Annotated in this window: 25 protein-coding genes and 1 riboswitch; of the genes, 15 read left to right on the top strand and 10 right to left on the bottom strand. The window is 71.0% G+C overall.

Features of this window, described 5'->3' with window-relative positions; all coding sequences use genetic code 11:
* Nucleotides 1–56: 56 nt before the first annotated feature.
* From gcvH to ACZ60J_RS33135, 7 genes are all read left to right on the top strand, one after another.
* Nucleotides 57–437, top strand: coding sequence for a glycine cleavage system protein GcvH (gcvH, locus tag ACZ60J_RS33165; RefSeq protein ID WP_469687606.1), 381 nt, complete (start codon nucleotides 57–59; stop codon nucleotides 435–437).
* 14 nt (nucleotides 438–451) lie between these two features.
* Nucleotides 452–1708, top strand: a complete 1257-nt coding sequence (gene glyA, locus ACZ60J_RS33160; RefSeq protein ID WP_469687605.1) for a serine hydroxymethyltransferase — start codon at nucleotides 452–454, stop codon at nucleotides 1706–1708.
* 173 nt (nucleotides 1709–1881) lie between these two features.
* A complete protein-coding gene (locus ACZ60J_RS33155) occupies nucleotides 1882–3534 on the top strand; it encodes an APC family permease (RefSeq protein WP_469687603.1) in 1653 nt (550 codons plus the stop codon).
* Nucleotides 3535–3678: 144 nt separating this feature from the next.
* Nucleotides 3679–5061: an L-serine ammonia-lyase gene (locus ACZ60J_RS33150; protein WP_469687601.1), complete on the top strand. Its 1383-nt coding sequence runs from the start codon at nucleotides 3679–3681 to the stop codon at nucleotides 5059–5061.
* Nucleotides 5062–5342: 281 nt separating this feature from the next.
* Nucleotides 5343–5657, top strand: a complete 315-nt coding sequence (locus ACZ60J_RS33145; RefSeq protein WP_469687600.1) for a hypothetical protein — start codon at nucleotides 5343–5345, stop codon at nucleotides 5655–5657.
* A gap of 239 nt (nucleotides 5658–5896) precedes the next feature.
* Nucleotides 5897–6304 carry an SsgA family sporulation/cell division regulator gene (locus ACZ60J_RS33140; RefSeq protein ID WP_469687598.1) on the top strand — a complete coding sequence of 136 codons (408 nt, stop codon included), beginning with the start codon at nucleotides 5897–5899 and terminating at the stop codon, nucleotides 6302–6304.
* 114 nt (nucleotides 6305–6418) lie between these two features.
* A complete protein-coding gene (locus ACZ60J_RS33135) occupies nucleotides 6419–6943 on the top strand; it encodes an AMIN-like domain-containing (lipo)protein (RefSeq protein ID WP_469687597.1) in 525 nt (174 codons plus the stop codon).
* A gap of 6 nt (nucleotides 6944–6949) precedes the next feature.
* Here the strand turns inward: ACZ60J_RS33135 and ACZ60J_RS33130 are convergent, their stop codons facing one another.
* Nucleotides 6950–7675, bottom strand: coding sequence for a flavodoxin family protein (locus ACZ60J_RS33130; protein WP_469687595.1), 726 nt, complete (start codon nucleotides 7673–7675; stop codon nucleotides 6950–6952).
* Nucleotides 7676–7955: 280 nt separating this feature from the next.
* Nucleotides 7956–8149, top strand: a riboswitch (cobalamin riboswitch).
* A 29-nt stretch (nucleotides 8150–8178) separates the two neighbouring features.
* On the opposite strand from ACZ60J_RS33130, the gene ACZ60J_RS33125 reads away from it, so the two are divergent.
* Genes ACZ60J_RS33125 through ACZ60J_RS33105 form a run of 5 tightly spaced genes read left to right on the top strand, consistent with a single transcriptional unit; the run spans nucleotide 8179 to nucleotide 11378 of the window.
* Nucleotides 8179–8874 (top strand): energy-coupling factor ABC transporter permease, encoded by a 696-nt coding sequence (locus tag ACZ60J_RS33125; protein ID WP_469687593.1) that lies wholly within the window; start codon nucleotides 8179–8181, stop codon nucleotides 8872–8874.
* An 8-nt stretch (nucleotides 8875–8882) separates the two neighbouring features.
* Nucleotides 8883–9230, top strand: a complete 348-nt coding sequence (locus ACZ60J_RS33120; RefSeq protein ID WP_469687682.1) for an energy-coupling factor ABC transporter substrate-binding protein — start codon at nucleotides 8883–8885, stop codon at nucleotides 9228–9230.
* A 4-nt stretch (nucleotides 9231–9234) separates the two neighbouring features.
* Entirely contained in the window at nucleotides 9235–9984 is a 750-nt protein-coding gene (cbiQ, locus tag ACZ60J_RS33115; RefSeq protein WP_469687591.1) for a cobalt ECF transporter T component CbiQ, read from the top strand.
* Complete coding sequence (locus ACZ60J_RS33110; protein ID WP_469687590.1) at nucleotides 9981–10814, top strand: energy-coupling factor ABC transporter ATP-binding protein; 834 nt, start codon at nucleotides 9981–9983, stop codon at nucleotides 10812–10814. The genes cbiQ and ACZ60J_RS33110 overlap by 4 nt, the downstream gene beginning before the upstream one ends.
* Before the next feature lie 9 nt (nucleotides 10815–10823).
* Nucleotides 10824–11378 (top strand): PadR family transcriptional regulator, encoded by a 555-nt coding sequence (locus tag ACZ60J_RS33105; protein ID WP_469687588.1) that lies wholly within the window; start codon nucleotides 10824–10826, stop codon nucleotides 11376–11378.
* Between the two features lie 48 nt (nucleotides 11379–11426).
* Here the strand turns inward: ACZ60J_RS33105 and ACZ60J_RS33100 are convergent, their stop codons facing one another.
* Nucleotides 11427–11639, bottom strand: a complete 213-nt coding sequence (locus ACZ60J_RS33100; RefSeq protein ID WP_243336380.1) for an EF-hand domain-containing protein — start codon at nucleotides 11637–11639, stop codon at nucleotides 11427–11429.
* A 258-nt stretch (nucleotides 11640–11897) separates the two neighbouring features.
* Between ACZ60J_RS33100 and ACZ60J_RS33095 the strand changes: the two genes are divergently transcribed.
* Nucleotides 11898–12686: a tRNA-dependent cyclodipeptide synthase gene (locus ACZ60J_RS33095; RefSeq protein ID WP_469687587.1), complete on the top strand. Its 789-nt coding sequence runs from the start codon at nucleotides 11898–11900 to the stop codon at nucleotides 12684–12686.
* Nucleotides 12667–13920 carry a cytochrome P450 gene (locus tag ACZ60J_RS33090; protein WP_469687585.1) on the top strand — a complete coding sequence of 418 codons (1254 nt, stop codon included), beginning with the start codon at nucleotides 12667–12669 and terminating at the stop codon, nucleotides 13918–13920. Before ACZ60J_RS33095 ends, ACZ60J_RS33090 begins: the two co-directional genes overlap by 20 nt.
* Before the next feature lie 75 nt (nucleotides 13921–13995).
* Here the strand turns inward: ACZ60J_RS33090 and ACZ60J_RS33085 are convergent, their stop codons facing one another.
* From ACZ60J_RS33085 to ACZ60J_RS33050, 8 genes are all read right to left on the bottom strand, one after another.
* Nucleotides 13996–15183 (bottom strand): YncE family protein, encoded by a 1188-nt coding sequence (locus ACZ60J_RS33085; RefSeq protein WP_469687583.1) that lies wholly within the window; start codon nucleotides 15181–15183, stop codon nucleotides 13996–13998.
* Nucleotides 15180–15968, bottom strand: coding sequence for a polysaccharide deacetylase family protein (locus ACZ60J_RS33080; RefSeq protein ID WP_469687581.1), 789 nt, complete (start codon nucleotides 15966–15968; stop codon nucleotides 15180–15182). Before ACZ60J_RS33080 ends, ACZ60J_RS33085 begins: the two co-directional genes overlap by 4 nt.
* A 405-nt stretch (nucleotides 15969–16373) precedes the next feature.
* On the bottom strand, nucleotides 16374–16877 hold the full coding sequence (locus tag ACZ60J_RS33075) for an ATP-binding protein (RefSeq protein ID WP_469687579.1): 504 nt from the start codon (nucleotides 16875–16877) through the stop codon (nucleotides 16374–16376).
* A 229-nt stretch (nucleotides 16878–17106) separates the two neighbouring features.
* Complete coding sequence (locus ACZ60J_RS33070) at nucleotides 17107–17874, bottom strand: enoyl-CoA hydratase/isomerase family protein (RefSeq protein WP_469687577.1); 768 nt, start codon at nucleotides 17872–17874, stop codon at nucleotides 17107–17109.
* 85 nt (nucleotides 17875–17959) lie between these two features.
* Nucleotides 17960–19204 carry a L,D-transpeptidase gene (locus ACZ60J_RS33065; protein ID WP_469687575.1) on the bottom strand — a complete coding sequence of 415 codons (1245 nt, stop codon included), beginning with the start codon at nucleotides 19202–19204 and terminating at the stop codon, nucleotides 17960–17962.
* Nucleotides 19205–19340: 136 nt separating this feature from the next.
* The gene (locus ACZ60J_RS33060) at nucleotides 19341–20072 is read right to left on the bottom strand and encodes a L,D-transpeptidase family protein (RefSeq protein ID WP_469687573.1); all 732 of its coding nucleotides are present in this window, start codon (nucleotides 20070–20072) and stop codon (nucleotides 19341–19343) included.
* A gap of 181 nt (nucleotides 20073–20253) precedes the next feature.
* Nucleotides 20254–22455 carry a choice-of-anchor A family protein gene (locus ACZ60J_RS33055; RefSeq protein WP_469687571.1) on the bottom strand — a complete coding sequence of 734 codons (2202 nt, stop codon included), beginning with the start codon at nucleotides 22453–22455 and terminating at the stop codon, nucleotides 20254–20256.
* A 164-nt stretch (nucleotides 22456–22619) separates the two neighbouring features.
* Entirely contained in the window at nucleotides 22620–23816 is a 1197-nt protein-coding gene (locus ACZ60J_RS33050) for a L,D-transpeptidase (RefSeq protein WP_469687569.1), read from the bottom strand.
* A 348-nt stretch (nucleotides 23817–24164) separates the two neighbouring features.
* On the opposite strand from ACZ60J_RS33050, the gene glgX reads away from it, so the two are divergent.
* Nucleotides 24165–26378 carry a glycogen debranching protein GlgX gene (gene glgX / locus ACZ60J_RS33045; protein WP_469687680.1) on the top strand — a complete coding sequence of 738 codons (2214 nt, stop codon included), beginning with the start codon at nucleotides 24165–24167 and terminating at the stop codon, nucleotides 26376–26378.
* Nucleotides 26379–26393 lie beyond the last annotated feature (15 nt).

The raw sequence follows: 26393 nt of genomic DNA, 5'->3' as shown, positions 1-26393 counted from the left end.
CGGTCCTGCCGGACCACCGTTCGTATCCACTCCCCCGCATCCAGGAGAATCAGGTCATGAGCAACCCCCAGCAGCTGCGTTTCAGCAAGGAGCACGAGTGGCTGTCGGGCGCCGTCGACGGCGTCTCGACGGTCGGCATCACGGAGTTCGCGGCCAACGCGCTCGGTGACGTCGTCTACGCCCAGCTTCCCGAGGTGGGCGACACGGTGACCGCGGGCGAGACCTGCGGCGAGCTGGAGTCGACCAAGTCGGTCAGCGACCTGTACTCCCCCGTCACCGGCGAGATCGTCGAGTCCAACCAGGACGTCATCGACGACCCGTCGCTGGTGAACTCGGCTCCGTTCGAGGGTGGCTGGCTCTTCAAGGTGCGCGTCACGGAGGAGCCGGCCGACCTGCTCTCCGAGGACGAGTACGCCAAGCTCACCGCCGGCAACTGACCCAGGGAACCCTGATGTCTGTACTGAACACGCCCCTCCACGAGCTCGACCCGGACGTCGCCGCCGCCGTCGACGCCGAACTCGTGCGCCAGCAGTCCACCCTGGAAATGATCGCGTCGGAGAACTTCGCTCCGGTCGCCGTCATGGAGGCCCAGGGCTCGGTCCTGACCAACAAGTACGCCGAGGGCTACCCCGGCCGCCGCTACTACGGCGGCTGTGAGCACGTCGACGTGGTCGAGCAGATCGCGATCGACCGGATCAAGGCGCTCTTCGGCGCCGAGGCCGCGAACGTGCAGCCCCACTCGGGCGCACAGGCCAACGCGGCCGCGATGTTCGCGCTGATCAAGCCGGGCGACACGATCATGGGCCTGAACCTGGCCCACGGCGGTCACCTGACCCACGGCATGAAGATCAACTTCTCCGGCAAGCTCTACAACGTGGTCCCGTACCACGTCGACGAGACCGGCGAGGTCGACATGGCCGAGGTCGAGCGCCTCGCCAAGGAGACCAAGCCGCAGCTGATCGTCGCGGGCTGGTCCGCCTACCCGCGCCAGCTGGACTTCGCCGCCTTCCGCCGCATCGCGGACGAGGTCGGCGCGTTCCTGATGGTCGACATGGCGCACTTCGCCGGCCTGGTCGCCGCGGGTCTGCACCCGAACCCGGTCCCGCACGCCCACGTCGTCACCACCACCACGCACAAGACCCTCGGCGGTCCGCGCGGCGGTGTCATCCTGTCGACGCAGGAACTGGCCAAGAAGATCAACTCCGCGGTCTTCCCGGGTCAGCAGGGCGGCCCGCTGGAGCACGTGATCGCGGCCAAGGCGGTCTCCTTCAAGGTCGCGGCCTCGCCCGAGTTCAAGGAGCGCCAGGAGCGCACCCTGGAAGGTGCGAAGATCCTCGCCGCCCGCCTGGTCCAGGAAGACGTCAAGGCCGTGGGCGTGGACGTCCTCACCGGCGGCACCGACGTGCACCTGGTCCTGGTCGACCTGCGCAACTCCGAGCTGGACGGCCAGCAGGCCGAGGACCGCCTCCACGAGGTCGGCATCACGGTCAACCGCAACGCCATCCCGAACGACCCGCGGCCGCCGATGGTCACCTCGGGTCTGCGGATCGGTACGCCGGCGCTGGCCACCCGCGGTTTCGACGCCGAAGCCTTCACCGAGGTCGCCGAGATCATCGCGCAGGCGCTGAAGCCCGCCTACGACGCTGAGGACCTGAAGGCGCGCGTCTCCGCGCTCGCCGCGAAGTTCCCGCTGTACCCGTCGCTCTAAGCAGCGGCTTGAGGGGGCCCGGTCTTGTTGTGCACAGGGCCGGGCCCCTTTCATGACCAAAGCCCCAGGCGGATGCGACCTATTGCCGCTGAATCTTCCAATAAATGGCAAATAGGCTCCGGATAAAGGATCGACGCAGCCCCCTGGCAGGACGGACAGCACACCTCATGGACATGAGCGCAGCGAACAAGAAGGGACTCAGTCTCTTCGCCCTGATCATGATCGGGCTCGGCTCGATCTTCGGATCGGGCTGGCTCTTCGGGGCAGGCCAGGCGGCCGCCGTCGCAGGGCCCGCGGCGATCATCGCCTGGGTCATCGGTGCCGTCTTCATCGGCATGATCGCCATGTCCTACGCGGAGGTGGGCGCCGCCTACCCGCTGCCCGGCTCGATGGCCCGCTTCGGCACCATCTCGCACGGGCCGGTGCTGGGCTTCATCACCGGCTGGGCGGTCTGGATCGCCATCGCGGCCCTGATCCCGATCGAGTCCATCGCCGGCACGCAGTACATGTCCTCCTGGAACTTCGGCTGGGCCAAGGGCCTGGTCGAGAACGGCGGCCTGACGACCTCCGGCATGGCGATGGCGCTGTTCCTGACGGTGGCGCTGTGGCTGGCCTGCTACTGGTCGGTCGCGCTGCTCGCCAAGGCGAACAACCTCCTCACCCTGGTCAAGTTCGCCATCCCGGTGCTCGCCGTGATCGCCCTGATCGCCTCCGGCTTCCACACCGGCAACTTCACCGACCACGGCGGCTTCGCGCCCAACGGCTGGTCGGCGGTCATGACCGCCGTCACCACCTCGGGCGTGGTCTTCGCCTTCAACGGCTTCCAGGCCGTCGTCAACCTCGGCGGCGCCGCCAAGAACCCCGGCCGTGCCATTCCGCTGGCCCTGGTCGGTGCGCTCTCCCTCGGCCTGGTCATCTACCTGGCCCTGCAGATCGCCTTCATCGGCGGAGTCCCGCCGGAGAAGCTGGCCGAGGCCGGCGGCTGGAGCGGCATCAACTTCGCCTCGCCGTTCGCCGACCTCGCCAAGATGCTGATGCTGCACTGGGTCGTCACGATGCTCCAGTTCGGTGCCTTCATCTCCCCGTCCGGCGCCAACATCGGCAACGTCGCCTCGGCCTCGTACATGGCGCAGAACCTGGCGGACACGGGCTTCTTCCCGAAGAAGATCCGCGAGGTCCACCCGAAGTACGGCACCGCCCGTCCCGCGATGTGGCTGAACCTCGGCTTCTCGATCCTGCTGCTGGTCACCGTCGGCCACAGCTGGGAGGCCCTGGCCAGCGTGGTCTCCGCCGCGATGGTGGTCTCGTACCTCATCGGCCCGATCGCGGTCGGCGTCTTCCGCAAGACCAAGCCCGAGCTGCCGCGCCCCTTCCGCCTGCCGGCCGCCAAGGTCCTCTGCCCGATCACCTTCGCCTTCGCCGCCTGCGCCCTGTACTGGTCCAAGTGGCCGGACACCGGCAAGGTGGTGCTGCTCACCCTGGTCGCCGCCCCGATCGCGGCCGTCGTGCTCAAGCGCAAGGGTGAGAAGAACCTGGCCAAGCAGTTCGCCCCGGCCTGGTGGATGATCGCCTTCCTGCTGTGGCTCGGCACCCTGTCGGCGCTCGGCAGCAAGGAATTCGGCGGCCACGGGGTCATCCCGGGCGGCGTGGACATCGCCCTCGTGGGCCTCTCGGCCCTGGGCTTCTACTTCTGGGCCGTACGGTCCGGGGTCAAGGCCCACTACGCGGGCCTGCCGGGCCCGGACCCGGTCCTGGACGCCCCCGCGGCCGACCCCGCCACCGCCGAGCACTCGGACGCACCGGAGCGCGAACTGAGCCACGCCTGAGCGTCCCCCTCCCGACCCGTCCGGCGACCGAGCCGTTCACCTCACCGCGTTAAGCTCGGTTGCCGGACAAAATCCGCAGATCACCCCGATCAACCCCTCCTGCCCACGCTTCCCACCCACGAGCAGACATAGGAGTCCGCAACCGTGGCCATCTCCGTCTTCGATCTCTTCTCGATCGGCATCGGTCCCTCCTCCTCCCACACCGTCGGACCGATGCGCGCCGCGCGCATGTTCGTGACCCGGCTCAAGAAGGACGGCGTCCTCGCCCAGACCGCCTCGGTCCGCGCCGAGCTCTTCGGCTCCCTCGGGGCCACCGGGCACGGCCACGGCACCCCCAAGGCGGTGCTGCTGGGCCTGGAGGGCCACTCTCCCCGCACCGTGAACGTGGAGACCGCCGACGACGAGGTCGAGCGCATCCGCCAGAGCGGCCGGCTGCGCCTGCTCGGCACGGAAATAGGCGATGGCCACGAGATCGACTTCGACGAGCCGAACCAGCTGATCCTGCACCGCCGGCGCTCGCTCCCGTACCACGCGAACGGCATGACCCTCTTCGCGTACGACGAGGCCGGCACCCCGCTGCTGGAGAAGACCTACTACTCGGTCGGCGGCGGGTTCGTCGTGGACGAGGACGCGGTCGGCGAGGACCGGATCAAGCTCGACGACACCGTGCTGAAGTACCCCTTCCGCAGCGGTGACGAGATGCTCCGTCTCGCGAACGAGACCGGCCTGTCGATCTCCTCGATGATGCTGGAGAACGAGAAGGCCTGGCGCACCGAGGAGGAGATCCGCGAGGGTCTGCTGGAGATCTGGCGCGTCATGCAGGCCTGCGTCGCGCGCGGCATGTCCCGCGAGGGCATCCTCCCCGGCGGCCTGCGGGTCAAGCGCCGGGCCGCGGCCACCGCGCGCCAGCTGCGCACCGAGGGCGACCCGATGCTGCACCGCAGCGAGTGGGCGACCATCTACGCGATGGCGGTCAACGAGGAGAACGCGGCCGGCGGCCGGGTCGTCACCGCCCCGACCAACGGCGCGGCGGGCGTCCTCCCGGCGGTCCTGCACTACTACATGAACTTCGTCCCCGGCGCCGACGAGGACGGCGTGGTCCGCTTCCTCCTCGCCGCGGGTGCGATCGGCATGCTCTTCAAGGAGAACGCCTCGATCTCCGGCGCCGAGGTCGGCTGCCAGGGCGAGGTCGGCTCCGCCTGCTCGATGGCGGCCGGCGCGCTGGCCGAGGTGCTGGGCGGCACCCCGGAGCAGGTCGAGAACGCGGCCGAGATCGGCATGGAGCACAACCTCGGCCTGACCTGCGACCCGGTCGGCGGCCTCGTGCAGATCCCCTGCATCGAGCGCAACGGCATGGCGGCGGTCAAGGCCGTCACCGCGGCCAAGATGGCGATGCGCGGCGACGGCAGCCACAAGGTCTCCCTCGACAAGGTCATCAAGACCATGAAGGAGACGGGCGCCGACATGAAGGTCAAGTACAAGGAGACCGCCCGCGGCGGCCTCGCGGTCAACGTCATCGAGTGCTGACCCGCACCCTCTGACCGATTCGGGCCCCGACGCTTGGCGTCGGGGCCTTCGTCGTTTCCCCTGCCGGGCAGGCGGGTTACGCCAGTAACTTCGTTCGAGATTGGGGGGTATATGAGGTTTGGCAAGAAGTTGATCACGCTTGCGGGGGAACAAGGCAGTCTGGGCTGGTTTCTTGATGATCACTTGCGCCAGGGTGAAGGCACGACGTCGCGTCCACACCCCCGGCGGTCGGCCAACCGTCTTGGACCACAGCCGTTTTGCTCATCTGGAGGACTTGGAACATGGCAAGCACCCGCAGCATCCGCGTGATGGCGGCAGCCGCATCTCTCCCCCTCGCCTTCGCGCTCTTCTCGGGCGTCGCCCAGGCCGACAACGGGGCAGGTGCGGCCGGGACCGCGTCGAACGCGGCCCTCGCCGGCGTCCTCGGCAGCGGGGTCGGCGGCAGCAACACCGGCAACTCCTCCACGGCCCAGCAGGTCGCCTCGGGCTTCGGCGCCTCCAACCAGAACAACGGCGCCCAGGCCAACGGTTCGGGCTTCACCGCGATCGGCCAGTCCAACGCGCACGAGTCCTTCATCTACAACCCGCTCCCGTAGTTCCGGCCGGGGCCCCCGCCCCGGTCACGCCCTTCCGCCGAGCCCCGACCTCCCCCCGGAGGCCGGGGCTCGGTGCGTCGGGCCGGGGCTCGGCGCGGCGCGGCGGGCGAAGTGGGGCCGAGCGGCCCGGCCGGACGGGACCTTCGGCCGCGGGAAAGGGGCCCGGGGGTGGGCTAGCTTGCCCGAGTGGGCATGTGGCGCGTGCGCCGGCGAGTGCCCCCCGAGAGAGAGGCGCCCGCATGACCGGCACCGAGCACCGCGTCCTCCCACTGCGCCTGGAGGCCTCGCCCACGGCCGTCCCGGTACGGGGCGTCTTCGTGTACCGCACGGAGCGGCCCTACGAGATCTCCCTCGACTTCGAGGGCGCCGGCATGCACCTCGCCCGCTGGGTCTTCTCCCGGGAACTGCTGCTCGACGGCCAGGTCTGCGCCACCGGCGAGGGCGACATACAGGTGTGGCCGCGCTGGAAGGGCACCGAGCCGCGGGTCTTCTTCGCCTTCAGCAACGGCGAGCAGTCGTGCGTGGTGTCGGCCCGGGCCAAGGACGTACAGGCGCTGTGCCGCAGGATGACCGAGCTGGTGCCGCGCGGCCAGGAGCACCGGCACTACGACCTCGACGCCGAGCTGAGCGCCCTCCTGCCCAGCTGACCGGGCAAACCCGGTCGAGCCGGTGGAGCCGGCGAACCCGGTGCAACCACGGCCGTAGCGGGCGCGTCTTCACGGGTGTCACCGTTCCCCGTCTCTCGGAATCGAGGGGACGCAATGAACCGTCCACGCCGCCGGCAGGCCGTCGCAGTGGGGGCGGGCGCACTGCTCGCCGCCACCCTGGCCTTCGCCGCACCGGCTTCCGCCGCGGCCACCACGGCCGCATCCACCACCACTGCCACCCAGACTCCGCTCGTCGTCAATGCCCGCTGGGGCGGTCACTGCACGTACGACCGGGTGGTCATCGACCTTCAGGGGTACGTCCCCGGGGTCACCGTCACCCCCGTCGCCAAGCTGGTCTACGACGGGTCCGGCAAGCCCGTACCGCTGGCCGGGCGGTACTTCCTGGAAGTCCGCCTGCACCCCGCCGCCGGACACGACGACGCGGGCACCAACGTCTACCGCGGGCCCAAGCTCCTCAAGATCAACCTGCCCAAGCTGAAGGGCATCGCCCTGACCGGCGACTACGAGGGGTACGTGACCTTCGGCGCCGCCTTCGACACCAAGCCCGCCTACACCTCCTTCACACTGCACGCCCCGGAGCGCTTCGTCCTGGACGTCGCGCACCCGAACGTCCGCTGACGGCGCCTACCGGTGCTCGGGGTTCGGGAAGTCGAAGCGGCATCCCGCGTCCCACAGGGAGCGCTGGTTGCCGTGCGCCGGCATCCCGCCGGACCGCTTGAGCAGCGCGGCCAGGTGCATGAGGTTCCAGCTCATGAAGGCCGTGTTCCGGTTGGTGAAGTCGTTCTCGGGGCCGCCGGATCCCGGGTCCAGGTACGAGGGCCCGGGTCCGGCTTCGCCGATCCATCCGGCGTCGGCCTGCGGGGGGATCGCGTAGCCGAGGTGCTGGAGGCTGTAGAGGACGTTCATGGCGCAGTGTTTGACGCCGTCCTCGTTGCCGGTGATCAGCGCCCCGCCCACGCGCCCGTAATAGGCGTACTGGCCCTGCTCGTTCAGGATCGAGGAGCAGGCGTAGAGCCGCTCGATGACCTGCTTCATCACCGAGCTGTTGTCCCCGAGCCAGATCGGGCCGCACAGCACGAGGATGTCGGCGTCCATGATCCGGCTGTAGAGCACCGGCCACTGATCGCTCTCCCAGCCGTGGTCGGTCATGTCGGGCCAGACACCGGTGGCGATGTCGTGGTCGACGGCCCGGATGAGCGAGGTCCGCACCCCGGCCGCCTCCATCACCGCCCGGCTCTTGTCGATCAGGCCCTCGGTGTTGCTGGGCTCGGGCGATCGCTTGAGCGTGCAGTTGACGTACACGGCGGTCAGGTCGGAGTAGTCGAGGTCCTGCGCGGGGTCGGTAGCCACGCGTCCAGCCTCACCGGGCCCCGGTGGCCCCGCCACCGGACCGCACCCGTCCGGGCGCGGCGGGCCGTCCGGCGCGGCGAGCCGCCCGGGCCCGGCAGCCGGAACGGGGCGGCGATGCCGGGCAGCAGGCCTTCGGTGGCCGCGGGCATGCGGAACTCCCTTTTCAGGTGCGGCCCTTGCCGCGGACGGTGGCGCCACGGGCGCACAGGGTGACGCAGAAGCGGAATCCGGTCACCGCCCGGCGTGATTGGGGCGGGTTGTTCCCGGTCCGTGCGGCCGACTAGGGTCAGCGGGCCTTGGTGTTCGGGAAACCGGTGGGAAACCGGTGCGGCCCTCGCCACTGTGATCGGGAAGTCCGGCTCCACTCCTGCGGGAAAGCCACTGGGCTGCGCGGGAGGTTCCGCGCTGCCCGGGAAGGCGGGGCATGGACGCCAACCCGTGAGCCAGGAGACCGGCCGGGGCGCGTTGTCCATCCACGAGGTGCTGGAGAGGTCTCCCTACCCATGCATATAGCCGAGGGGTTCCTGCCCCCTTTGCACGCGGTCGCCTGGGGCGCCGCGTCCGCCCCGTTCGTCGTCCACGGCGTCCGCGCGCTCACCCGCGAGGTGAAGGCCAACCCGGAGAGCACGCTGCTGCTCGGGGCGTCCGGGGCCTTCACCTTCGTCCTGTCCGCCCTGAAGATTCCGTCGGTGACGGGCAGTTGCTCGCACCCCACCGGCACCGGGCTCGGGGCGATCCTGTTCCGGCCGCCGATCATGGCGGTGCTCGGCACGATCACCCTGCTGTTCCAGGCCCTGCTGCTGGCGCACGGCGGACTCACCACCCTCGGCGCCAACGTCTTCTCGATGGCCGTCGCCGGCCCGTGGGCGGGGTACGCCGTCTACCGGCTCCTGCGCACGTCCGGGCTCCCGCTGATGGTGACCGTGTTCTTCGGCGCCTTCTTCGCCGATCTGGTCACCTACTGCGTCACCAGCGTGCAGCTCGCCCTGGCCTTCCCGGACCCGGCCTCCGGGATCCCGGGCTCGCTCGCGAAGTTCGGGGGGATCTTCGCGGTCACGCAGATCCCGCTGGCCGTGAGCGAGGGGCTGCTGACCGTCCTGGTGATGCGGCTGCTGATGGCGTCGAGCAAGTCGGACCTGGTCCGGCTGGGCGTCGCGAAGCTGACCGCCCCCCGTACCGGAGAGAAGGCGGCGGCCTGATGAGCGGGATGTCCAAGAACGCGAAGATCAACGCCCTGCTGCTGCTCCTGGTGGCGGCGCTGGCCGTGCTGCCGCTCGCCCTGGGGCTGGGCGAGGGCAAGGAGGAGCCCTTCGCCGGCGCCGACGCCCAGGCGGAGGCGGCGATCACCGAGCTGAAGCCGGATTACGAGCCCTGGTTCTCCCCCCTGTACGAGCCCCCCTCCGGCGAGGTCGAGTCCGCGCTGTTCGCCTTGCAGGCGGCGCTGGGCGCGGGCGTCCTCGCGTACTACTTCGGGGTCCGCAAGGGCCGCCGCCAAGGAGCGGCCGCCGCTGCGGCCGCTCCCGCCGCAGCGCCCGCCGCCACCCCGGAGGCGTAGCCGGGTGCTGCCGATCGACGTGGCCGCGCACAGCAGTCGCTGGCGCGGCCGGCACCCCCTGGAGAAGGCCCTGCTCGGGATCGGGCTGACGGTCACCGCCGTGTGCCTGCCGCCCTGGCCGGGCGGGCCGCTGGTGGCCGCCGCCACCCTCGCCGTCCTGCTCGGCCCGGCCGGGGTGGCCGGCCGGCAGCTCTGGCGGGCCTTCCGGATCCCGCTCGGCTTCTGCTTCACCGGGGCGCTGCCCCTGCTGTTCGCGGTCGGCGGCCCGGCGGGGCCGGTGTCCCTGGCCCCCGACGGCCCCCGGCTCGCCGCCGAACTGCTGCTGCGCACCTCGGCGGCCTCACTGGGGCTGCTGCTGTTCGCCTTCACCACCCCGGTCTCCGACGTACTGCCCCGGCTGGTCCGGGCCGGGGTGCCGGCCCCCGTGGTGGACGTGGCCCTGGTCATGTACCGGATCGGCTTCCTGCTGCTCGACTCCATGGCCCAGGTCCGCCGGGCCCAGGCCGCCCGGCTCGGGCACACCGGCCGGGCGGCGCTGTGGCGGTCCCTGGCCGGGCTGGCCGCCACCTCCTTCGTACGGGCCTTCGACCGCGCGGCCAAGCTCCAGGCGGGGCTGGCCGGACGCGGCTACGACGGCGCACTGCGGGTCCTCGTACCGGAGGCGGCCCTGTCGTGGCGCTTCCTCACGGCCACCGCCGGCCTGCTCGCGGCCCTGATCACCCTGACCCTCACCCTGAAGGGGCTGTACCTGTGAACCCGTTGGTGGAACTGTCCGGGGCCGGCTACGCCTACGAGGACGGCCCGGCGGTCCTGACCGGCGTCGACTTCGTCATCGCCCCGGGGCGGGCGCTGGCCCTGCTGGGCCGCAACGGCAGCGGCAAGACCACCCTGATGCGGCTGCTGAGCGGCGGCCTGCGGCCCGGCGCGGGATCGCTGCGGCTGGACGGCACGGAGGTCTCGTACGACCGGGCGGGACTGACCCGGCTGCGCACCTCCGTCCAGCTGGTGGTGCAGGACCCCGACGACCAGCTGTTCGCGGCCTCCGTCGAACAGGACGTGTCCTTCGGCCCGATGAACCTGGGGCTGCCCGCCCCCGAGGTCCGCGCCCGGGTGGACTCGGCCCTCGCCGCCCTGGACATCACCCCGCTCCGGGACCGCCCCACCCACCTGCTCTCCTACGGCCAGCGCAAGCGCGCGGCGATCGCGGGGGCGGTGGCGATGGCTCCGCGGGTGCTGATCCTGGACGAGCCGACGGCCGGCCTGGACCCGGACGGCCAGGAGCGGCTCCTCGACGTCCTCGCGGGACTGCGCACCTCCGGCACCACGGTGGTCATGGCCACCCACGACGTGGACCTGGCGGTCCGCTGGGCCGACGACGCGGCGGTCCTGACCCCGGCGGGCATCCGCTTCGGCCCGGCCGAGGCCCTCCTCTCGGAGCCGGCCCTCCTGGCCGAGGCGGGCCTGCGCCAGGCCTGGTCCCCGGCGGTGGCCGCACTCCTGCGGGCCCACGGCCTACTGGCGGCGGACGCCCCCGCCCCCCGCACCCCGGAGGCACTGGCCGCCTGGAGGCAGCCGCAAACCTAGGATGGCCGCATGTCGCTCCCGCACGCCATCCTCACCGCCCTCCTCGAGAAGCCCTCGTCGGGGCTGGAGCTGACCCGGCGGTTCGACAAGTCGATCGGGTACTTCTGGTCCGCGACGCACCAGCAGATCTACCGCGAGCTCGGCCGGCTGGAGGAGTCCGGGCTGATCCGGGCGCTGCCCAGCGAGGGTCCCGTACGCGGGCAGAAGAAGGAGTACGAGGTGCTGCCCGCCGGGAGCGGGGAGCTGGCGCGGTGGGTCGGGGAGCGGCAGGACCCCAAGGCGGTGCGGGATCCCCTGCTGCTGCGGATCCGGGCGGCCGCGGTGGTCGGGTCCGAGGGGCTGGCCGCCGAGCTGCGGCGGCATCTGGAGCTGCACCGGGCCCAGCTGGCCGTGTACGAGGGCATCGAGGCGAAGGATTTCCCGGCCGGCCGGGACTCCGACGAGGACCGGCTGCGGCGTGTCGTGCTGCACGCGGGAACCGGGCTGGAGACCTTCTGGCTTCGCTGGCTGGAGGAGGCCCTCGCCGAGGTGGAGGGCATGGCCGGCGGGCCGCGGCGGGCCTGACGCGCACGCGCCCCCGGCCCGGCAGGGGACCAGGGGCGGCGCGGGTGCTCACTTGTTCAGGGAGGCCCAGAACTCGTCGAAGCTCAGCAGGCCGTCGTCGTTGGAGTCCTTGGCGGCGATCACGGCCTCCGCGACCGGGCCGGTGACGAACGGGTCGCCCATCTCCGCCATCGCCGAACGGAACTCGTCGGCCGTGACGAAGCCGTCACCGTTCACGTCGAACTTGCCGAACGTCGTCCGTGCGCTCTCGATGTCCGCCACTGGGTCCACCCCTTCTTGCTTGGTGCTTGTTGACCGGCTCAGGGTAGCGGCACGCCCGGCCCCCGCACGCCCCGGGTCCCGTTCGAGCGGCAGATAGAAATTCAATTACTCTTCCGTAGTGCGGAAGCGATAATTCCAGCCAACAATTCAAGCCTCCACTTGTCACGCTCCGGGACCACGGCATAACGTAGCGACATTGCCGCCACACCGGGAGCGCAGGGCTCCCAGGGACAAGCGGCAACAAGGGCGATCACACAGGTGACGATCACAGCTGACGCATCATTCGAAGTTCTGCCCTTCACCCGCACTTGCCATCACATCTGGGAAGACGGCGACCATGTGCTCATCGGAGTGAGTCCGGGCAACAGCTACTTCAGCTCCGAGCGCATATCCGGCCTCACCCGATGGGCCACGACCCGGTTCGCACAGGTCGACTTCGTCTACGCAGACCTCCACGTGGACGGGATGTTCGCCGCCTTCGGCTACACCCGGGAACACGCCGAGAAGCGCGCGACGAAGGAAATCAAGGCAGTCCGGCGAAGGATTCTCAAAGGCGTGGAGGAATCAGGACCTCCGAACGCCGAGATCCGAGTGAGGGCACTTTCGGAGTTCCAGACGAACCCTGTCTACCAACTTCTGCACCGTCGCGTACTCCATTTCCTGGAGACCGATGACGAATTCCGCAAGGGCTGTGAGGAAATGGCCCTGCACTTCGTCGGCTCCAAGTTGCCGGAAGGTGAATCCATCACCGACGCACAGTTGCAGGTGTGTTTCGATTACATGGCGGCGGAACTGCCGTTCTTCATCGACACCCCGAGCATTCTCGACGTGCCGTCCTCCGTGGCGGCCTACCACGTCAAGATGCCGATGACCGACGTCCTCTTCGCGCGCGGCGGGGGACTCCGCGCGACGAGGAACCAGGCATATGCCGTGGTGCGTCCCGAGGCGGATGAAACGGCGCAGAGAAACCCGAACCACCCGATCACGCACACGCACACGCGCACCGCACCAGCCGAAGGGACCGTCGATGAGCGTCGAGCAGCTTGAGGCCCGTTCCGATCAGGGCGGCGGGCAGACCACCGGGCCCCTCATCGACTTCCCCCTCTCGCGGCGCGGTGACGTGCTCCCCGAGGAGTGCACCTGGCTGCGCGAGAAGGCGCCGGTCGCGCGGGTCCGCACCCTCACCGGGGACCCGGCCTGGCTGGTGAGCAGCTACGCGCTGGCCAAGCAGGTGCTGGAGGACGAGCGCTTCAGCCTGAAGGACACGGCCAATGCCGGCGTCCCGCGCCAGTACGCGCTGACGATCCCGCCCGAGGTCGTCAACAACATGGGCAACATCAACAGCGCCGGACTGCGCAACGCGGTCATGAAGGCGCTCAACCCGCGCCAGAAGGGCCTGCAGGACCGGCTGCGCGCGAAGGCCGGCGAGCTCGTCGACCAGCTCCTCGCCGAAGGGGGGCCCGCCGACCTGCGGGCCGGGTTCGCCGACCCCTTCTCCGCCGCGATGCACTGCCAGGTGCTGGGCGTGCCGTTCGAGGACTGGCGTCGGCTGATGTCGGGGCTGGACGTGGCGTTCATGACGGCGCGCGAGCCGTTCGCCGACTCCGCGCTCAACTGGTACAAGGACGTCGGCTACTTCGAGGAGCAGCTGAGGGCGCAGTTGGCGCTGCCCGCCGAGGAGCGTACGGGGCTCCTCGGCAAGTTCGCCGAGCTGAAGGAGGCGGACCCGGAGTCGGCGCACCTGACCGACGACATGTTCGCCACCGTCGCCGTCTCCCTCTTCGGGGCCGGAGCCGTCTCCACCTCCGCGTTCCTGACCCTGGCGGTCCTGGCGCTGCTGCAGAAGCCCGAGCTCGTCGGGTACCTCCGCAAGCACCCGGAGCGCATGGGCAAGGCCGTGGACGAACTGCTCCGCTGGAACCTGTCCGTCGGCGACGGCCTGCCGCGCATCGCGATGGCGGACATCCAGGTCGGAGACGTGCTGGTCAAGGAGGGCGAGCTGGTCCTCGTCCTGCTGGAGGGGGCCAACTTCGACCCGGAGGCCTTCGAGAACCCCGGCGAGCTGGACCTGGAGCGCGAGAGCTCCCACGCCCACCTCGCCTTCGGCGCCGGCCGGCACTTCTGCCCGGCTTCCGCCCTGGGCCGGGCCCACGCCGAGATCGCGCTGGAGGTACTGGTCGAGCGGCTGCCCGAGCTGCGTCTCGCGGTGCCGGCGGAGAACCTCGTGTGGCGGACCGGCTTCATCAAGCGGCTCCCCGAGCGGCTCCCCGTCGCCTGGTGACGGCGGGAGCATGAACGTGCCCCGGGAGCTGTGCGAGCCCCCGGGGCACTCCCGCGTCCTGCCGGACGCGGTGTCCTACCGGAAGATGCCGGTGTGGCCGAGGGAGTAGCGGCCGGGCTGCGGGTAGACGGCGAGGCCGTGCGGTCCGCCGCCCACCGGGATCTTGGCGAGCTGCTTGCCGGTGGTGGTGTCGATGGCGTAGACCTCGGAGTTGTAACGGCCCGAGAGCCAGAGCACCTTGCCGTCGGCGGAGACCCCGCCCATGTCGGGGCTGCCGCCTTCGGGCAGCTCCCACTTCTTCGTCAGCTTGTTCTGCGTGAAGTCGAAGACGGAGACGGACCCTTCGCCGCGGTTGGAGACGTACATCTCCTTGGAGTCGCGGCTGACGTACAGGCCGTGGCAGCCCTTGCCGGTGGGCAGCAGCTTGGGGGTCTCGAACTTGTCGCCGCCGAGCACCCACATGCCGTGGGCCATCATGTCCGCGACGTAGAAGGTCTTTCCGTCCGGCGAGACCTTGACGTCCTGCGGCATCGCGCCCTCGAACGGCAGCTTCTGCTGGCCGACGACCTCCATCTTCTCGGTGTCGACCTTGAGCAGTTCGCCGGAGAACTCGCAGCTGACGATGAAGTAGCGGCCGTCCGCGGAGAAGTCCGCGTGGTTGACGCCGAAGCAGGTCACCGGGACGGTCTTCACGCGGTCCATGGTGTGCGGGTCGCGGAAGACCAGCTCCTTGTCCATCGAGGCCATGACCACCGCGTACTTGCCGTTGGGCGTGAAGTACAGGTTGTACGGGTCGTGCACCTCGACGGGCTTGCCGGCCTCGCCGGTGGCCGGGTTGATCGGAGTGAGCGTGTGACCCCGGTTGTTGTTGACCCAGAGGGTCTTCATGTCCCAGGAGGGGACCACGTGCTGGGGCTGGATGCCGACGGGGATGGTGTCGATGACCTTGTACGTCACCGGGTCGATGACGGACACCGTGTTGGAGGTGGTGTTCGGCACGTAGACGCGGGACGGGAAGTCCTTGACCACCGGGGAGAGTTTGTTCGGCCGGTCGGCCGCGTACACGTCGTTCGGGTCGAGGAGCGGCGGCATGCCGGCGAGGCCCGGCGGCGCGGCCGGTACGGCCTTGACGGGCGCGGCGGGCCCCTTCGTGCCGAGGGCCTCGGCGGGTCCCTTCTCGGCCGCTCCGCAGCCGGCGAGGGCGGCGAGGACCAGGCCGGCCAGCAACGCGGTGGCCTTCCGGGGAAGGCGGGTGGTCGTCATGGGGTCAGCAGCTCCGTGGTGGTCACCGCGCGCAGTTTGCGGCGTGCGAGTTCTTCGAGGAGGGGTGGCATCGCGTCGACCGTGTCCGCGTAGCCGAAGTGCAGGCTCACCACCGATCCGCCTTGGATCGGGCCGATGACGGTGCGGACGACGGCCGCGGCACCGGGCGAGGTGAAGTCGAGGGAGTCCACGTCGTACGAGAGGACGTGCGGGTAGCCCGCCCGCTGGGCCAGTTTTCGCACCAGGGGGGTGGCGTACTGGGTCTGGGACGGGCGGAACCAGGTGCCGATGGATCCGGTCAGCCGTTTGAGCCGGTCGGCGCAGCCGGTGATCTCGGCGTACGCCTGCTCCTCGGGCAGGGTGTTGATCGCGAGGTGGCGCTGGGTGTGGTTGCCGAGCTCGTGGCCGCCGTCCAGGATCCGGCGGGCCATCTCCGGGTGGTCGTCGAGCCAGGCGCCGATGGCCAGGACGGTGACCCGTGCGCCCGCCCGCTCCGCCTCGGCGAGCACCGCCTTGGCGACGGCGGGGTCGCCGTTGCCGTGGAAGGTGAGCGCGACGCCGGACCCGTCGCGGGGGCCGTGTCCGATCTCCACGGGCTGCCCGGCGAACCGGCGGGGGGCGGGGGCCGCTTTGGCCGGGGCCGCCTTGGCGGGGGCGGCCGGTCGGTCCGGGGCGGCCTTGGCCGGGGCCGCGGGGCCCGCGGGGGAACAGGCGGCGGCGAGGGCGCCGGCGGCGACCGCCGCGCCGGCACGGAGGGCGGATCGGCGGTCCGGGTAGCAGAGCACCCGCCCATTTAAGGGGTGGATGCCCCCGTAGGTCTTGATTGACCCCATTCGGGACCATCGGCCGAACCGGTACCACACGAGGACTGTCCGCTATGTGATCAACGATTCACTCACAGCAGTCGATATTTATTCAATGATTACGAGGTTCGTGGCCCATCTCACCTAAGATTTAGATAGAAAGTCTTAGGATATGCACACTTATGTCCAACTTGGGACTTTTGGCATTTGGTCCCTCGTCTGCCATAGTCGGAACCACGGCTTCCCGTTGACCCGAGCGAAGTCCCTGCCGAGGATCACACCCCCTTCGATCCTCGGCACCCCCACGAAACCCCCGCAGCGCCCCACAACGGCGACAGGGGGTTTCTGGCGTTCCGGGGGCCGGGGCCAGGGCCGTACGAGTGCCGCTCAGCGGTCGGCCACCCGCATCTCGAACCAGGTGATCTTCCCGCGCGGCAGCAGGTCCGCGCCCCAGCGGTCCGAGAGCTTGTCGACGAGGAAGAGGCCCCGCCCGGTGGTGTCCATCTCGTGCACCGGCATCAGGCAGGGCAGCCCGCGCGAGGGATCGCGGACCTCCACGCGGATCCAGCCGCGCCGCCTGAGCATCCGTAAGCCGAAGGACCGGGCCCCCGTGTGCCGGACGGCGTTGCCCACGAGTTCCGAGACCAGCAGGACCGCGTGTTCGGCGATCTGCGGCGAGAGCCCCCACAGGCGCACGACCACGCACTGCGTGAGGCGGCGGGCGGTGCCGGCCGACTCGGGCATCGAGGGCAGCGTCACTTCCGCCTCGGCCGGATTCCCGTACAACTCCAGTGCTTTGAGGCCCAGTTCGTCCTCGAGGGCCGCCGTGAGCCGTACGGCGGAAGCGCCATTGCGCTGCCGCGGCTGTTCCACACCCTCCAGACCCGCCATGCACCCATCATGGAGGCCCGGTCGGGCCGTTCGGGCCGTTCCGCAGGAAAAGACCCCCCGGGATCGTGGATCCCGAGGGGTCTTCCTGTCATATGCAACTGGCAATCCGGAGGCCGCCACACCGCCCTGACCTGCGGTGACACACCGCGCCACCATGGTCACCGAGAGTGGATCAACACTGCGCCTTAAGGCTGCCTTAAGGCCTGGCTAATCCACCCACAGGGATGATCTACAAGAACTTCGCCTTGCCTGGCCCCTCCTCGACGAAGCTGCGCATCCCGCGCTCGCGGTCCTCGGTGGCGAACAGGCCCGCGAACCAGCCCCGTTCGATCGTCAGCCCGGTGTCGATGTCGGCCTCCAGCCCCGCGTCCACGCACTCCTTGGCCGCGCGCAGCGCGAGGGCCGGGCCCTGCGCCAGCTTGGCGGCCCACGCGTACGCCTGCTCGTAGACCTCGCCGGCCGGGACGACGCGGTCCACGAGGCCGAGGGTCAGCGCCTCGTCGGCCTTGACCATGCGGCCGGTGAAGATGAGGTCCTTGGCCTTGGAGGGGCCGATCAGCCGGGACAGCCGCTGGGTGCCGCCCGCGCCGGGGATCAGGCCGAGCAGGATCTCGGGCTGGCCGAGCTTCGCGTTGTCGGCGGCGATCCGGTAGTCCGCACACAGGGCCAGCTCGCAGCCGCCGCCCAGGGCGTAGCCGGTGACGGCCGCGACCACGGGCTTGGGGATCCGGGCCACGGCGGTGAAGGCGTCCTGCAGTCCGCGGGACCGGGCGACCATGGCCGCGTGGTCCATCGTCTGCATCTCCTTGATGTCCGCGCCGGCCGCGAACACCTTCTCGCCGCCGTAGATGACGACCGTGCGGACGTCGGCCCGGTCGGTCGCCTCCACGGCGAGCTCACGCAGCCGGTCCTGGGTGGCGATGTCCAGGGCGTTCATGGGCGGCCGGTCCAGCCGGATGACGCCGACGCCTTCGGAGACTTCGAGAGAGATGGTCATACGGGAAGGTTAGCGCCGGTTAACGCCGGGTGGCCCGGTGCTGTGGGTCACAGCACCGGGCCACCCGACTGCGTACCGGACGGGGTTACTTGATCCAGTCCGCCCAGTCCATGTTCCAGCCGTTGAGGCCGTTGTCGGGGGCGACCGTCTTGTCCTTGGAGTTCTTCACGATGACCACGTCTCCGATCAGCGACTCGTTGAAGAACCAGGCGGCCGGCTGGCTGCCGTCACCGGCACCGCGGACGTCCTTCAGGCCCACGCAGCCGTGGCTGACGTTCTCCTTGCCGAAGGTGCTGGACGAGGCCCAGTAGTTGCCGTGGACGAAGGTGCCGGAGGTGGTCAGCCGCATCGCGTGCGGGACGTCGGAGATGTCGTACTCGCCGCCGAAGCCGACGGTGGCGCCGTTCATCCGGGTCACCTTGTACTTCTCGCTGATGACCATCTGCCCGTTGTACGTGGTGTTCGCGGGGGCGCCGGCGGTGATCGGGATGTTCTTGATCTCCGTGCCGTCGCGGACCACGCTCATCTGGTGCTCGGCCGCGTCGACCGTGGTGACCTGGGAGCGGCCGACCTTGAAGGTGACCGTACGGGTCTGCTTGCCGTAGACCCCCGGGCGTCCTTCGACTCCGTCGAGCGCCAGCTTCACGGTGACCGTGGTGCCCGCGGCCCAGTACTTCTCGGGGCGGAAGTCCAGGCGGTCGTTGCCGAACCAGTGGCCCTCGACCGGGACGGCGGGCTCGGCCGTCACCGTGATGGCCTTCTCGACGGCCTCGGGGTTGGTGATGCCGCGGGAGAAGTTGATCGAGACCGGCATGCCCACGCCGACCGTCGACCCGTCCTCGGGGGTGTACTGGCCGATGAAGGTGTTGGCGGGCGTGAGGGTGGTGAAGGTGGTGTCCTTCGCGGACTCTCGGCCGGCCTCGTCCTTGGCCACCGCGTGCACCTTGTACTCGGTGGCGGAGGCGAGGTTGCGGACGGGCTCCCAGCTCGCGCCGTCCTCGGCGAGCTTGCCCTCCACCGCATTGCCCTTGGTGTCGGCGACCGTCACCGTGGTGAGCTTGCCGCCGGTGCTGGTTATCTTGAGGACGCCGCTCGTCGCGACCTCCTTGGACCCGTCGTCCGGCTTGACGCTCACGACGGCCTTCGACGCCTCGGTACCGGTCGAGCCGGTCCCTCCGTCGCCGCCACCGCTCCCGCCGGCGCCGCCCCCGTTGCCGCCACCGCCGCTGCACGCGCTGGTGAACAGCAGGGCCGCGCCCAGCAGGAGGGCCGGCAGGCCGGTGCGGGCGCGGCCGCGTATCGGCTGCAGGTTCACTCTCGTTCTCCCCATGTCCCCCGCGCGCGGACAGTCGCGCGCTTATCGCCAGGAAATCACATGGGGGATCACGAGACGGTACGGTCGTGTCACCGTTCCGTCCCAAGAGTGGGCGGCGCGCCGGTAGTCGGCCGGCCCCGCCCGTCCGGGGTCAGCCCTCCGTGCCGGGCTTGGTGCCCCAGACGTAGACGGCGTCGCCCTCGGTGAGCAGGTCCCACAGGCGCCGCGCGGCGGGGACGGTGAGGTTGACGCAGCCGGCCGAGCCGCCGTGGGCGTACAGGTTGCCGGGGCGGCCGTGCAGGGCCTGGCCCCCGTCGAAGAACTGGGCGTAGGGCATCGGGGAGTCGTCGTAGAGCGTGGACACGTGGTCCTCGCTGCGCCAGTAGATCTCGTGCCAGCCGGGACGGGTCTCCTCGTCGTCGCGTCCGGTGCGGACGGGCACGGGCGGGAAGACCACCGTGCGGCCGCGCTGCACCCACAGGATCTGGCGCTCCAGGTCCACGCAGGTCACCCGGTGCGGGCGGACCGGGCAGTCGCCGGCGGCGTTGGGGTTCGTACGGGCGGCGACCGCGACCATGGTCCGGAAGGTGGCCAGCCCGGCGTAGCCGGTGGCGGGCCGGAGCCCGTTCGCCTGCTGGAAGGCGCGGATCGCCTCGCAGTCCCCGGCGTCCTGCGTCCCGTCGGCCGTCCGGCCCACGTGGGCCTCCGCCTCGCGCTGGTAGGGCCCGGTCCCGGCGGTGCAGGCCTCCGCGGATCCGTCCGGGTCCGCGGCAGCCCGTACCGCCGGGGTCTGCGGGCCGAGGGCCGCCACCGCGAGGACCGCGGCCGTGGTGGCCGCCCTGAGCATCCTGCGCCTCGCGCCTGCCGCGCCGTCCGTCGTCATACGGGCCTCCTCGGACCCGCCGCCCGGGCCTCCGGGTCCAGCCAACCCGGCCCGCCGGGCTCCGGCACGCCGGGTGCGCCGGCAGGGGCGCAGGGCCACCTGCCCGGCCTACGCGGACGCGCCGCGCCCGGGCGGACCGGGGCGCGGCGCGTGGCGGCTTCGACTACGGCTTCCGCTACGACTACGGCTTCGGCTTGTGGTCCTTGTCCTTGCCGTGGTCCTTGTCCTTGCCGTGCCCCTTGCCGTGGTCGTCACGCTTGTTCTGGACTGTGACGACCACGCGGTGGTCCGGGGTGTTCCCGTCCAGCAGGAGCGGACCCGTGACCCGGTTGCGCGGAAGGACGTAGCCCTCCGGGACCGCCGTCTCGCGCACGTAGTACGAGCCCTGCTCCAGGCCGGTGAACTCGCACACCCCGGCCCGGTCGGTCGCGCAGCCCGCCGTCACCTTGGTGTCGGGGTTGATGCCGCGCGTCTGGAGGCCTGCGGTGCTGTTGGTCTCCTTCCACACCTCGAAGACCGCCCCGCGCAGCGGGCGCTTCGTCTTCGCGTCCTTCTTCAGGACCTTGATCTCCCAGTCGGGGACCACCGGCTTCTCGTTCGGGACGTTGAGGACGATGCCGGTCTCCACGTCGTCCTCGTCCAGGTCGAAGGGGATCACCGGGTCCGCCGGCAGGTCGTAGCCGGCCGGGGCCTGCGTCTCGCGCCAGTAGTAGCTCTCACCGATCGGCAGCTGGACCGTGCAGCTGCCCTGGGCGTCGGTGGTGCAGGTCCCGGGGAGCTGCTCGTCCGGGGTGGCTCCGGTGGTCTGCAGTCCTTCGAGGCCGTTGCTCTCGCGCCACAGTTCGAACCGCGCGCCGGGCAGGGGCGTCCCGGTGTCCTTGTCCGACTTCCACAGGACGACCTGGGCGCTGGCGTTGGGCTGGGTCTTCGTGTTGACCACGTTCACGCGCACACCGGCCGAGGCGTTCTGCGCGGTCAGCGTCAGCTCCGCGACCGTGTTCGCCGGGAGGTCGTAGCCGTCAGGGGCCTTGGTCTCGCGCCAGTAGTAGGTGCCGAGGGGGACGGTGCGCGAGCAGATGCCGCTCGCCGGGGTGACGCAGTCGTCGCCGACCTTGGTGTCGGCGTCCGGCCCGGTGAACTGGGCCCCGTCGGTGCCGTTGGTCTCGCGCCACAGCTCGTACGTGGCCCCGGCGAGCGGGGCGGCCGCGTCGTCCTGCTTGAGGACGGAGACCTCGCCCGTGGTGGCCGGAGGGGTGGGCCCGCAGTCGGGCAGGTCGCCGTCGAACGGGTACGCGTGGAACTCCCCGCCCGAGGTGTTGCTGTTGTGGACGAGCTCGCCGGTGGTGAAGAAGCGGCCGTTGGTCCCGGGCAGGGTCACGCTGGTGCGCGAGGCCTGCTCGCCGACGAGCACGCTGCCCTGGAACTGTCCGCTGCCGGACAGCTGGACGGTGGTGGCGTCGGGGAAGTTCCACAGGAGCCGGGTGCGGTAGCCGTTCCAGGGGTCCGCGCCGGCGCCGGTGTCGTTGATGGTGCCGCCGTAGGTGTTGATCGTACGGCTGGCGCCCGTGAGGTTGACCAGGACGGTGGCGCCGGCCGGGATCCGGTCGAAGCGGATGCCGATGGCGCCGCCGGTCGGGCCCGCCAGGTCGAAGTCCACGTTGAAGACCTGGAGCGCGGAGGTGTTGTCCCCGGTGAAGACGGCGGTGCCGTTCTCGACGGCGGCGGTGCCCGTGGCCGGGCGCGGGCTGCCGTCGGTCCGGGCGTAGCAGCGGCTGGCCGCGGTGAGCTGGTCGCGCAGGCCGGCGTACGGGGTGGCCGCGGCGGGGTCGGCCACGAGGGGGCCGGTGACGGTGCCGGGCCCCGGGGCGGTGCCCGCGTGGCGGACGACTCCGCCGTCGGAGATCAGCCGCTGGTCCGCGGCGATGGTGACGTTGCGGCCGGTGGTGAGGAAGTCCGACCCGGCCGGGGGCCACACCAGCGATCCCGCGCCGACGATGCCGATGTTGTACCCGGCGCCGGCGCCGGCCGCCAGGTTCTTGTTCTGGTCGAAGCTGCCGAGGACGACGACCTTGCCCTCGGCCTCGGCGGCGCGCTCGCGGACCAGGAAGTCGGCGCCGACGAAGATGTTGATGCCCTCGTCGTAGCCGTTGGGGTTGGTGTCGACCTCGATCGGCGGGAACACCGGCGGGCACCCGACGCCCAGGCAGGGGCCGAGCCCGCCGGGCAGCGGGGCACGCAGGGTGGCGGCGTGCCGGGCCGGCGCCGGCTGCTGTCCGCCGGGGCCCGGTGCGGCCGGCGCCGCCAGGGCTGCCGGGGCACCTGCGGCCAGTACGGCCCCGAGGGCGAGTCCCAGGGGCCCGAGGGTCCACTTCCTTGCTGACATGACGCTCCGTCCGTTGCCCGCCGCCGCGTGCGTGCAGGCCCCGTACAGGCTGGCGGCGGGCTCCGGCGAGCCGGGCGGACCGACACTCCCCCACTACGGCATTCCGGTAGGACAATCACTCGACTGGGGTGAGCGTCGGCCGGGTGCGCCGGCCGGGTGCGGGGTCAGCCGAGCGCGGAGCCGGCGACCCAGTTGGGCCAGGACATGTTCCAGCCGCCCAGACCGTTGTCCGGGGCGACCGTCTTGTCCTGCGAGTTGACGACCTCCACCACGTCGCCGACCAGGGTCCGGTCGAAGAACCAGCCGGCCGGGGTGTCCGAGCCGCCGCCCTTGTCGTCGCGCAGTCCGATGCAGCCGTGGCTGACGTTGGTGGAGCCGAAGGTGTCCGGGCTCGCCCAGTAGTTGCCGTGCAGGAAGGTCCCGGAGCGGGTGAGGCGGATGGCGTGCGGGACGTCGGGGATGTCGTACTCGCCGCCGAAGCCGACGGTCTGCCCGTTCATCCGGGTGACGTCGAAGAGCTCCATCACCACCATCTTGCCGTTGTAGGTCATGTTCTTCGGCGCCCCCGCGGTGATCGGCACGGTGGACAGCAGCTCCCCGTCGCGCCGGACCTCCATGGTGTGCGCGGCCGCGTCGACGGTGGAGATCTGGGAGCGGCCGACGGTGAAGCGCACGGTCTTGTCCTGGATCCCGTAGGAGCCGGGGGCGCCCTCGACGTCCCGCAGGCCGATCTTCACCGTGACCTCGGTGCCGGGCTTCCAGTAGGTCTTGGGCCGGAAGTCGAGGCGCTCGTCGCCGAACCAGTGGCCCGCCACCTCCACGGCCGGGTTCGAGGTGATCGTGATGGCCCGCTCCACGTCGGCGCGGCGTTCGATGGACCGGCTGAACCCGAAGGAGATGATCATGCCGGTGCCGACGGTCGAGCGGTTCTCGGGCTTGAAGTAGCCGATGAACCGCTCCTCGGGAACGTAGGTGGTGAAGGTGGTGTGCCGGGCCTGGCGACGGTTGTGCCCGTCGAGAGCGACCGCGTCGACGGTGTACTTGGCCGCGAGCGCGAGGCGGCCCGCGGTCGGGTCGGGGCTCCAGCTGAGCCCGTCGACGGCGATGGCGCCGGGCACCTTCTCCTCCTGGGCGTCCTCCACCTTGGTGACCACGACCCGCTCCAGCCGGCCCTCGGGCACGGTGACCCGCAGCGGACCCTCGGCCGGCACCCCCTTGGCGTTGTCGTCGGGGGTGATCCTGATCGCCTCGTCCGGTGACCGGGGTTTGCCGGGCAGCTGGATCTCGATCGGGGAGCCGCCGTTCTCGGTGCATCCGGCCAGGCCTCCGAGGAGACCCGCCCATACCGCCACGGCGGCCAAGCCCGCCCCTGCCCGCCTCGTCAGAAGAGTCACGTTCCTCCAACGACCGGGCCCCTCCGGGGGAAACGTGGGTGCGGCCCACGTTCCAGGCAGGACAGTCCGGGCAGAACAGTGGGAAGGACCGGACGGGGGCGGGCCGCGGCAGGGACGCCGGGGCCGCAGTTCCCCCACCCCCGCAGGTACCGAGAGCCGTGGAGGCGGGCAGTGTCGAGCGCAGCCGAACAAGAGGCGGAGCCCCTGGCCGGGCCCCCGGCCGGGGTGGGAACGGGATCCGGGACGGGGGTCGTAGCCGACCCGGGGGCCGGGAACGGGAACGGGAACGGGCGGGTGGGCGCGCAGTCCCAGAACCTGCTGGACACCCAGGTGAGGGGGCATGCGGTGACGGCCCGGCCGCGCCCCGGGCCACCGGTGTGGCCCGGCTCCTCGCATCCGCTGGGCGCCCGGTTCCACCAGGGGCCGGACGGCACGGCGGGGACCAACTTCGCGCTGTGGGCCCAGGGTGCGGAGGCGGTGGAGGTCTGCCTCTTCGCGGAGGACGGCTCGGAGAGCCGCTGCACGCTGACGGAGCTGACCCACGAGATCTGGCACGGGTTCCTGCCGGGGGTGCGCCCCGGGCAGCGGTACGGATTCCGGGTGCACGGGCGCTGGGACCCGTGGACGGGGGCCCGCCACAATCCGGCGAAGCTGCTCCTGGACCCGTACGCGCGGGCCGTGGACGGGGACTTCCTGCTGCCGCCGGAGGTGTACGGGCACGTCCGCGACTGGCCGCAGCAGTACATCGCGGACACCGTGCGCGACGACCGCGACTCGGCCCCGCACGTCCCGAAGGGGGTCGTGGTCCACGACGACGACGACTGGGCGGACGACGTCCGGCCGAAGACCCCGTGGGCCGATTCGGTCATCTACGAACTGCACGTGCGCGGCTTCACGATGCGCCATCCCGGCATCCCCGAGCACCTGCGCGGCACGTACGCGGGCCTCGCCCACCCGGCGGCGATCGAGCACCTGACCGGGCTCGGGGTGACGGCGGTGGAGCTGCTGCCGGTCCACCAGTTCGCGCACGAGGACCACCTGCTGCGCCGGGGCCTGCGCAACTACTGGGGCTACAACTCGATCGGATACTTCGCCCCGCACGCCGCGTACTCCTCCAGCGGTACGGCCGGCCAGCAGGTCGGCGAGTTCAAGCGGATGGTCAAGGCACTGCACGCCGCCGGGATCGAGGTGATCCTCGACGTGGTCTACAACCACACGGCGGAGGCCGGCGAGCTGGGCCCGACGCTGTCGCTGCGCGGGATCGACAACCGGGCGTACTACCGGCTCCAGTCCGACCAGCGCCGGTACGCCGACTACACCGGCTGCGGCAACACCCTGCACGCCGGGCGGCCGCACGTGCTGCGCCTGATCACCGACTCGCTGCGGTACTGGGTGACGGAGATGGGGGTGGACGGCTTCCGCTTCGACCTGGCGGCGGCGCTGGCCCGCTCGATGCACGACGTGGACATGCTCTCGCCGTTCCTCGCGGTGATCGCCCAGGATCCGGTGCTGCGGCGGGTGAAGCTGATCGCCGAACCGTGGGACGTGGGCTCGGGCGGGTACCAGGTGGGGGCGTTCCCGCCGCTGTGGACGGAGTGGAACGACCGCTACCGGGATGCCGTACGGGACTTCTGGCGCGGCGCGCTGCCCGACGTACGCGACCTCGGGTACCGGCTGTCGGGATCGAGCGACCTGTACGCGTGGGGCGGGCGGCGGCCGTACGCCTCGGTGAACTTCATCACCGCGCACGACGGTTTCACCCTGCGCGACCTGGTGTCGTACGAGTCCAAGCACAACGAGGAGAACGGCGAGGAGGGCCGGGACGGGACCAACGACAACCGGTCCTGGAACTGCGGGGTGGAGGGCGAACCGGAAGGGGGCACGGAGCCGCGGATCGCGGCGCTGCGCCGGCGGCAGCTGCGCAACCTCCTGACCACGCTGCTGCTGTCGACCGGGGTGCCGATGCTGGTGGCGGGCGACGAGTTCGGGCGGACGCAGGGCGGCAACAACAACGCGTACTGCCAGGACAACGAGACGAGCTGGGTGGACTGGTCGCTGCTGGAGGACCCGTCCTGGCAGGCGCTGCTGGCGCTGTCCCGGCGGCTGCTGGCGTTGCGCCGGGCCCATCCGGTGCTGCGGCGGCGCGCGTTCTTCTCGGGGCGCTCCCAAGGGGCGGACGGACTGCGGGACCTGGCCTGGTTCACCCCGGCGGGGGCGGAGATGACCGAGCGGGACTGGTACGCCCCGACCGGGTCGGTGGGCCTGTACCTGTCGGGGCAGGACATCCCGGGCCGTGACGAGCGCGGGCGGCAGGTCACGGACGACAGCTTCCTGGCGCTGCTGCACGCCGGGGACCGGCCGGTGGCCTGGACGCTGCCGGGGGCACCGTGGGGCCGCGCGTACGAACTGCTCCTGGACACCTCCCGGGAGGACCAGGCGGCGGCTCCCGCCACCGTGCACCGCGGGGGCGAGAGCGTGACCGTCCCGGCCCGTGCGGTGCTGCTGCTGAAGGTGGTGGGCCCGGCCTGATCCGGACGGCGCGTC

Source organism: Streptomyces sp. NPDC104226 (assembly GCF_055584085.1).
The sequence above is the reverse complement of the archived record's forward strand: the minus strand, read 5'-3'. Positions and strand labels throughout refer to the sequence as shown.

Bases quoted from the DNA above. Each gene is read 5' to 3' on its own strand.
- glyA (WP_469687605.1), top strand. From the start codon at position 452: ATGTCTGTACTGAACACGCCCCTCCACGAGCTCGACCCGGACGTCGCC.
- ACZ60J_RS33085 (WP_469687583.1), bottom strand. From the start codon at position 15,183: ATGACGACCACCCGCCTTCCCCGGAAGGCCACCGCGTTGCTGGCCGGC.
- ACZ60J_RS33120 (WP_469687682.1), top strand. From the start codon at position 8,883: ATGTCCAAGAACGCGAAGATCAACGCCCTGCTGCTGCTCCTGGTGGCG.
- ACZ60J_RS33135 (WP_469687597.1), top strand. From the start codon at position 6,419: ATGAACCGTCCACGCCGCCGGCAGGCCGTCGCAGTGGGGGCGGGCGCA.
- ACZ60J_RS33090 (WP_469687585.1), top strand. From the start codon at position 12,667: ATGAGCGTCGAGCAGCTTGAGGCCCGTTCCGATCAGGGCGGCGGGCAG.
- ACZ60J_RS33070 (WP_469687577.1), bottom strand. From the start codon at position 17,874: ATGACCATCTCTCTCGAAGTCTCCGAAGGCGTCGGCGTCATCCGGCTG.
- ACZ60J_RS33125 (WP_469687593.1), top strand. From the start codon at position 8,179: ATGCATATAGCCGAGGGGTTCCTGCCCCCTTTGCACGCGGTCGCCTGG.
- ACZ60J_RS33145 (WP_469687600.1), top strand. From the start codon at position 5,343: ATGGCAAGCACCCGCAGCATCCGCGTGATGGCGGCAGCCGCATCTCTC.
- ACZ60J_RS33060 (WP_469687573.1), bottom strand. From the start codon at position 20,072: ATGACGACGGACGGCGCGGCAGGCGCGAGGCGCAGGATGCTCAGGGCG.
- ACZ60J_RS33065 (WP_469687575.1), bottom strand. From the start codon at position 19,204: ATGGGGAGAACGAGAGTGAACCTGCAGCCGATACGCGGCCGCGCCCGC.
- ACZ60J_RS33075 (WP_469687579.1), bottom strand. From the start codon at position 16,877: ATGGCGGGTCTGGAGGGTGTGGAACAGCCGCGGCAGCGCAATGGCGCT.
- ACZ60J_RS33055 (WP_469687571.1), bottom strand. From the start codon at position 22,455: ATGTCAGCAAGGAAGTGGACCCTCGGGCCCCTGGGACTCGCCCTCGGG.
- ACZ60J_RS33140 (WP_469687598.1), top strand. From the start codon at position 5,897: ATGACCGGCACCGAGCACCGCGTCCTCCCACTGCGCCTGGAGGCCTCG.
- gcvH (WP_469687606.1), top strand. From the start codon at position 57: ATGAGCAACCCCCAGCAGCTGCGTTTCAGCAAGGAGCACGAGTGGCTG.
- ACZ60J_RS33105 (WP_469687588.1), top strand. From the start codon at position 10,824: ATGTCGCTCCCGCACGCCATCCTCACCGCCCTCCTCGAGAAGCCCTCG.
- ACZ60J_RS33155 (WP_469687603.1), top strand. From the start codon at position 1,882: ATGAGCGCAGCGAACAAGAAGGGACTCAGTCTCTTCGCCCTGATCATG.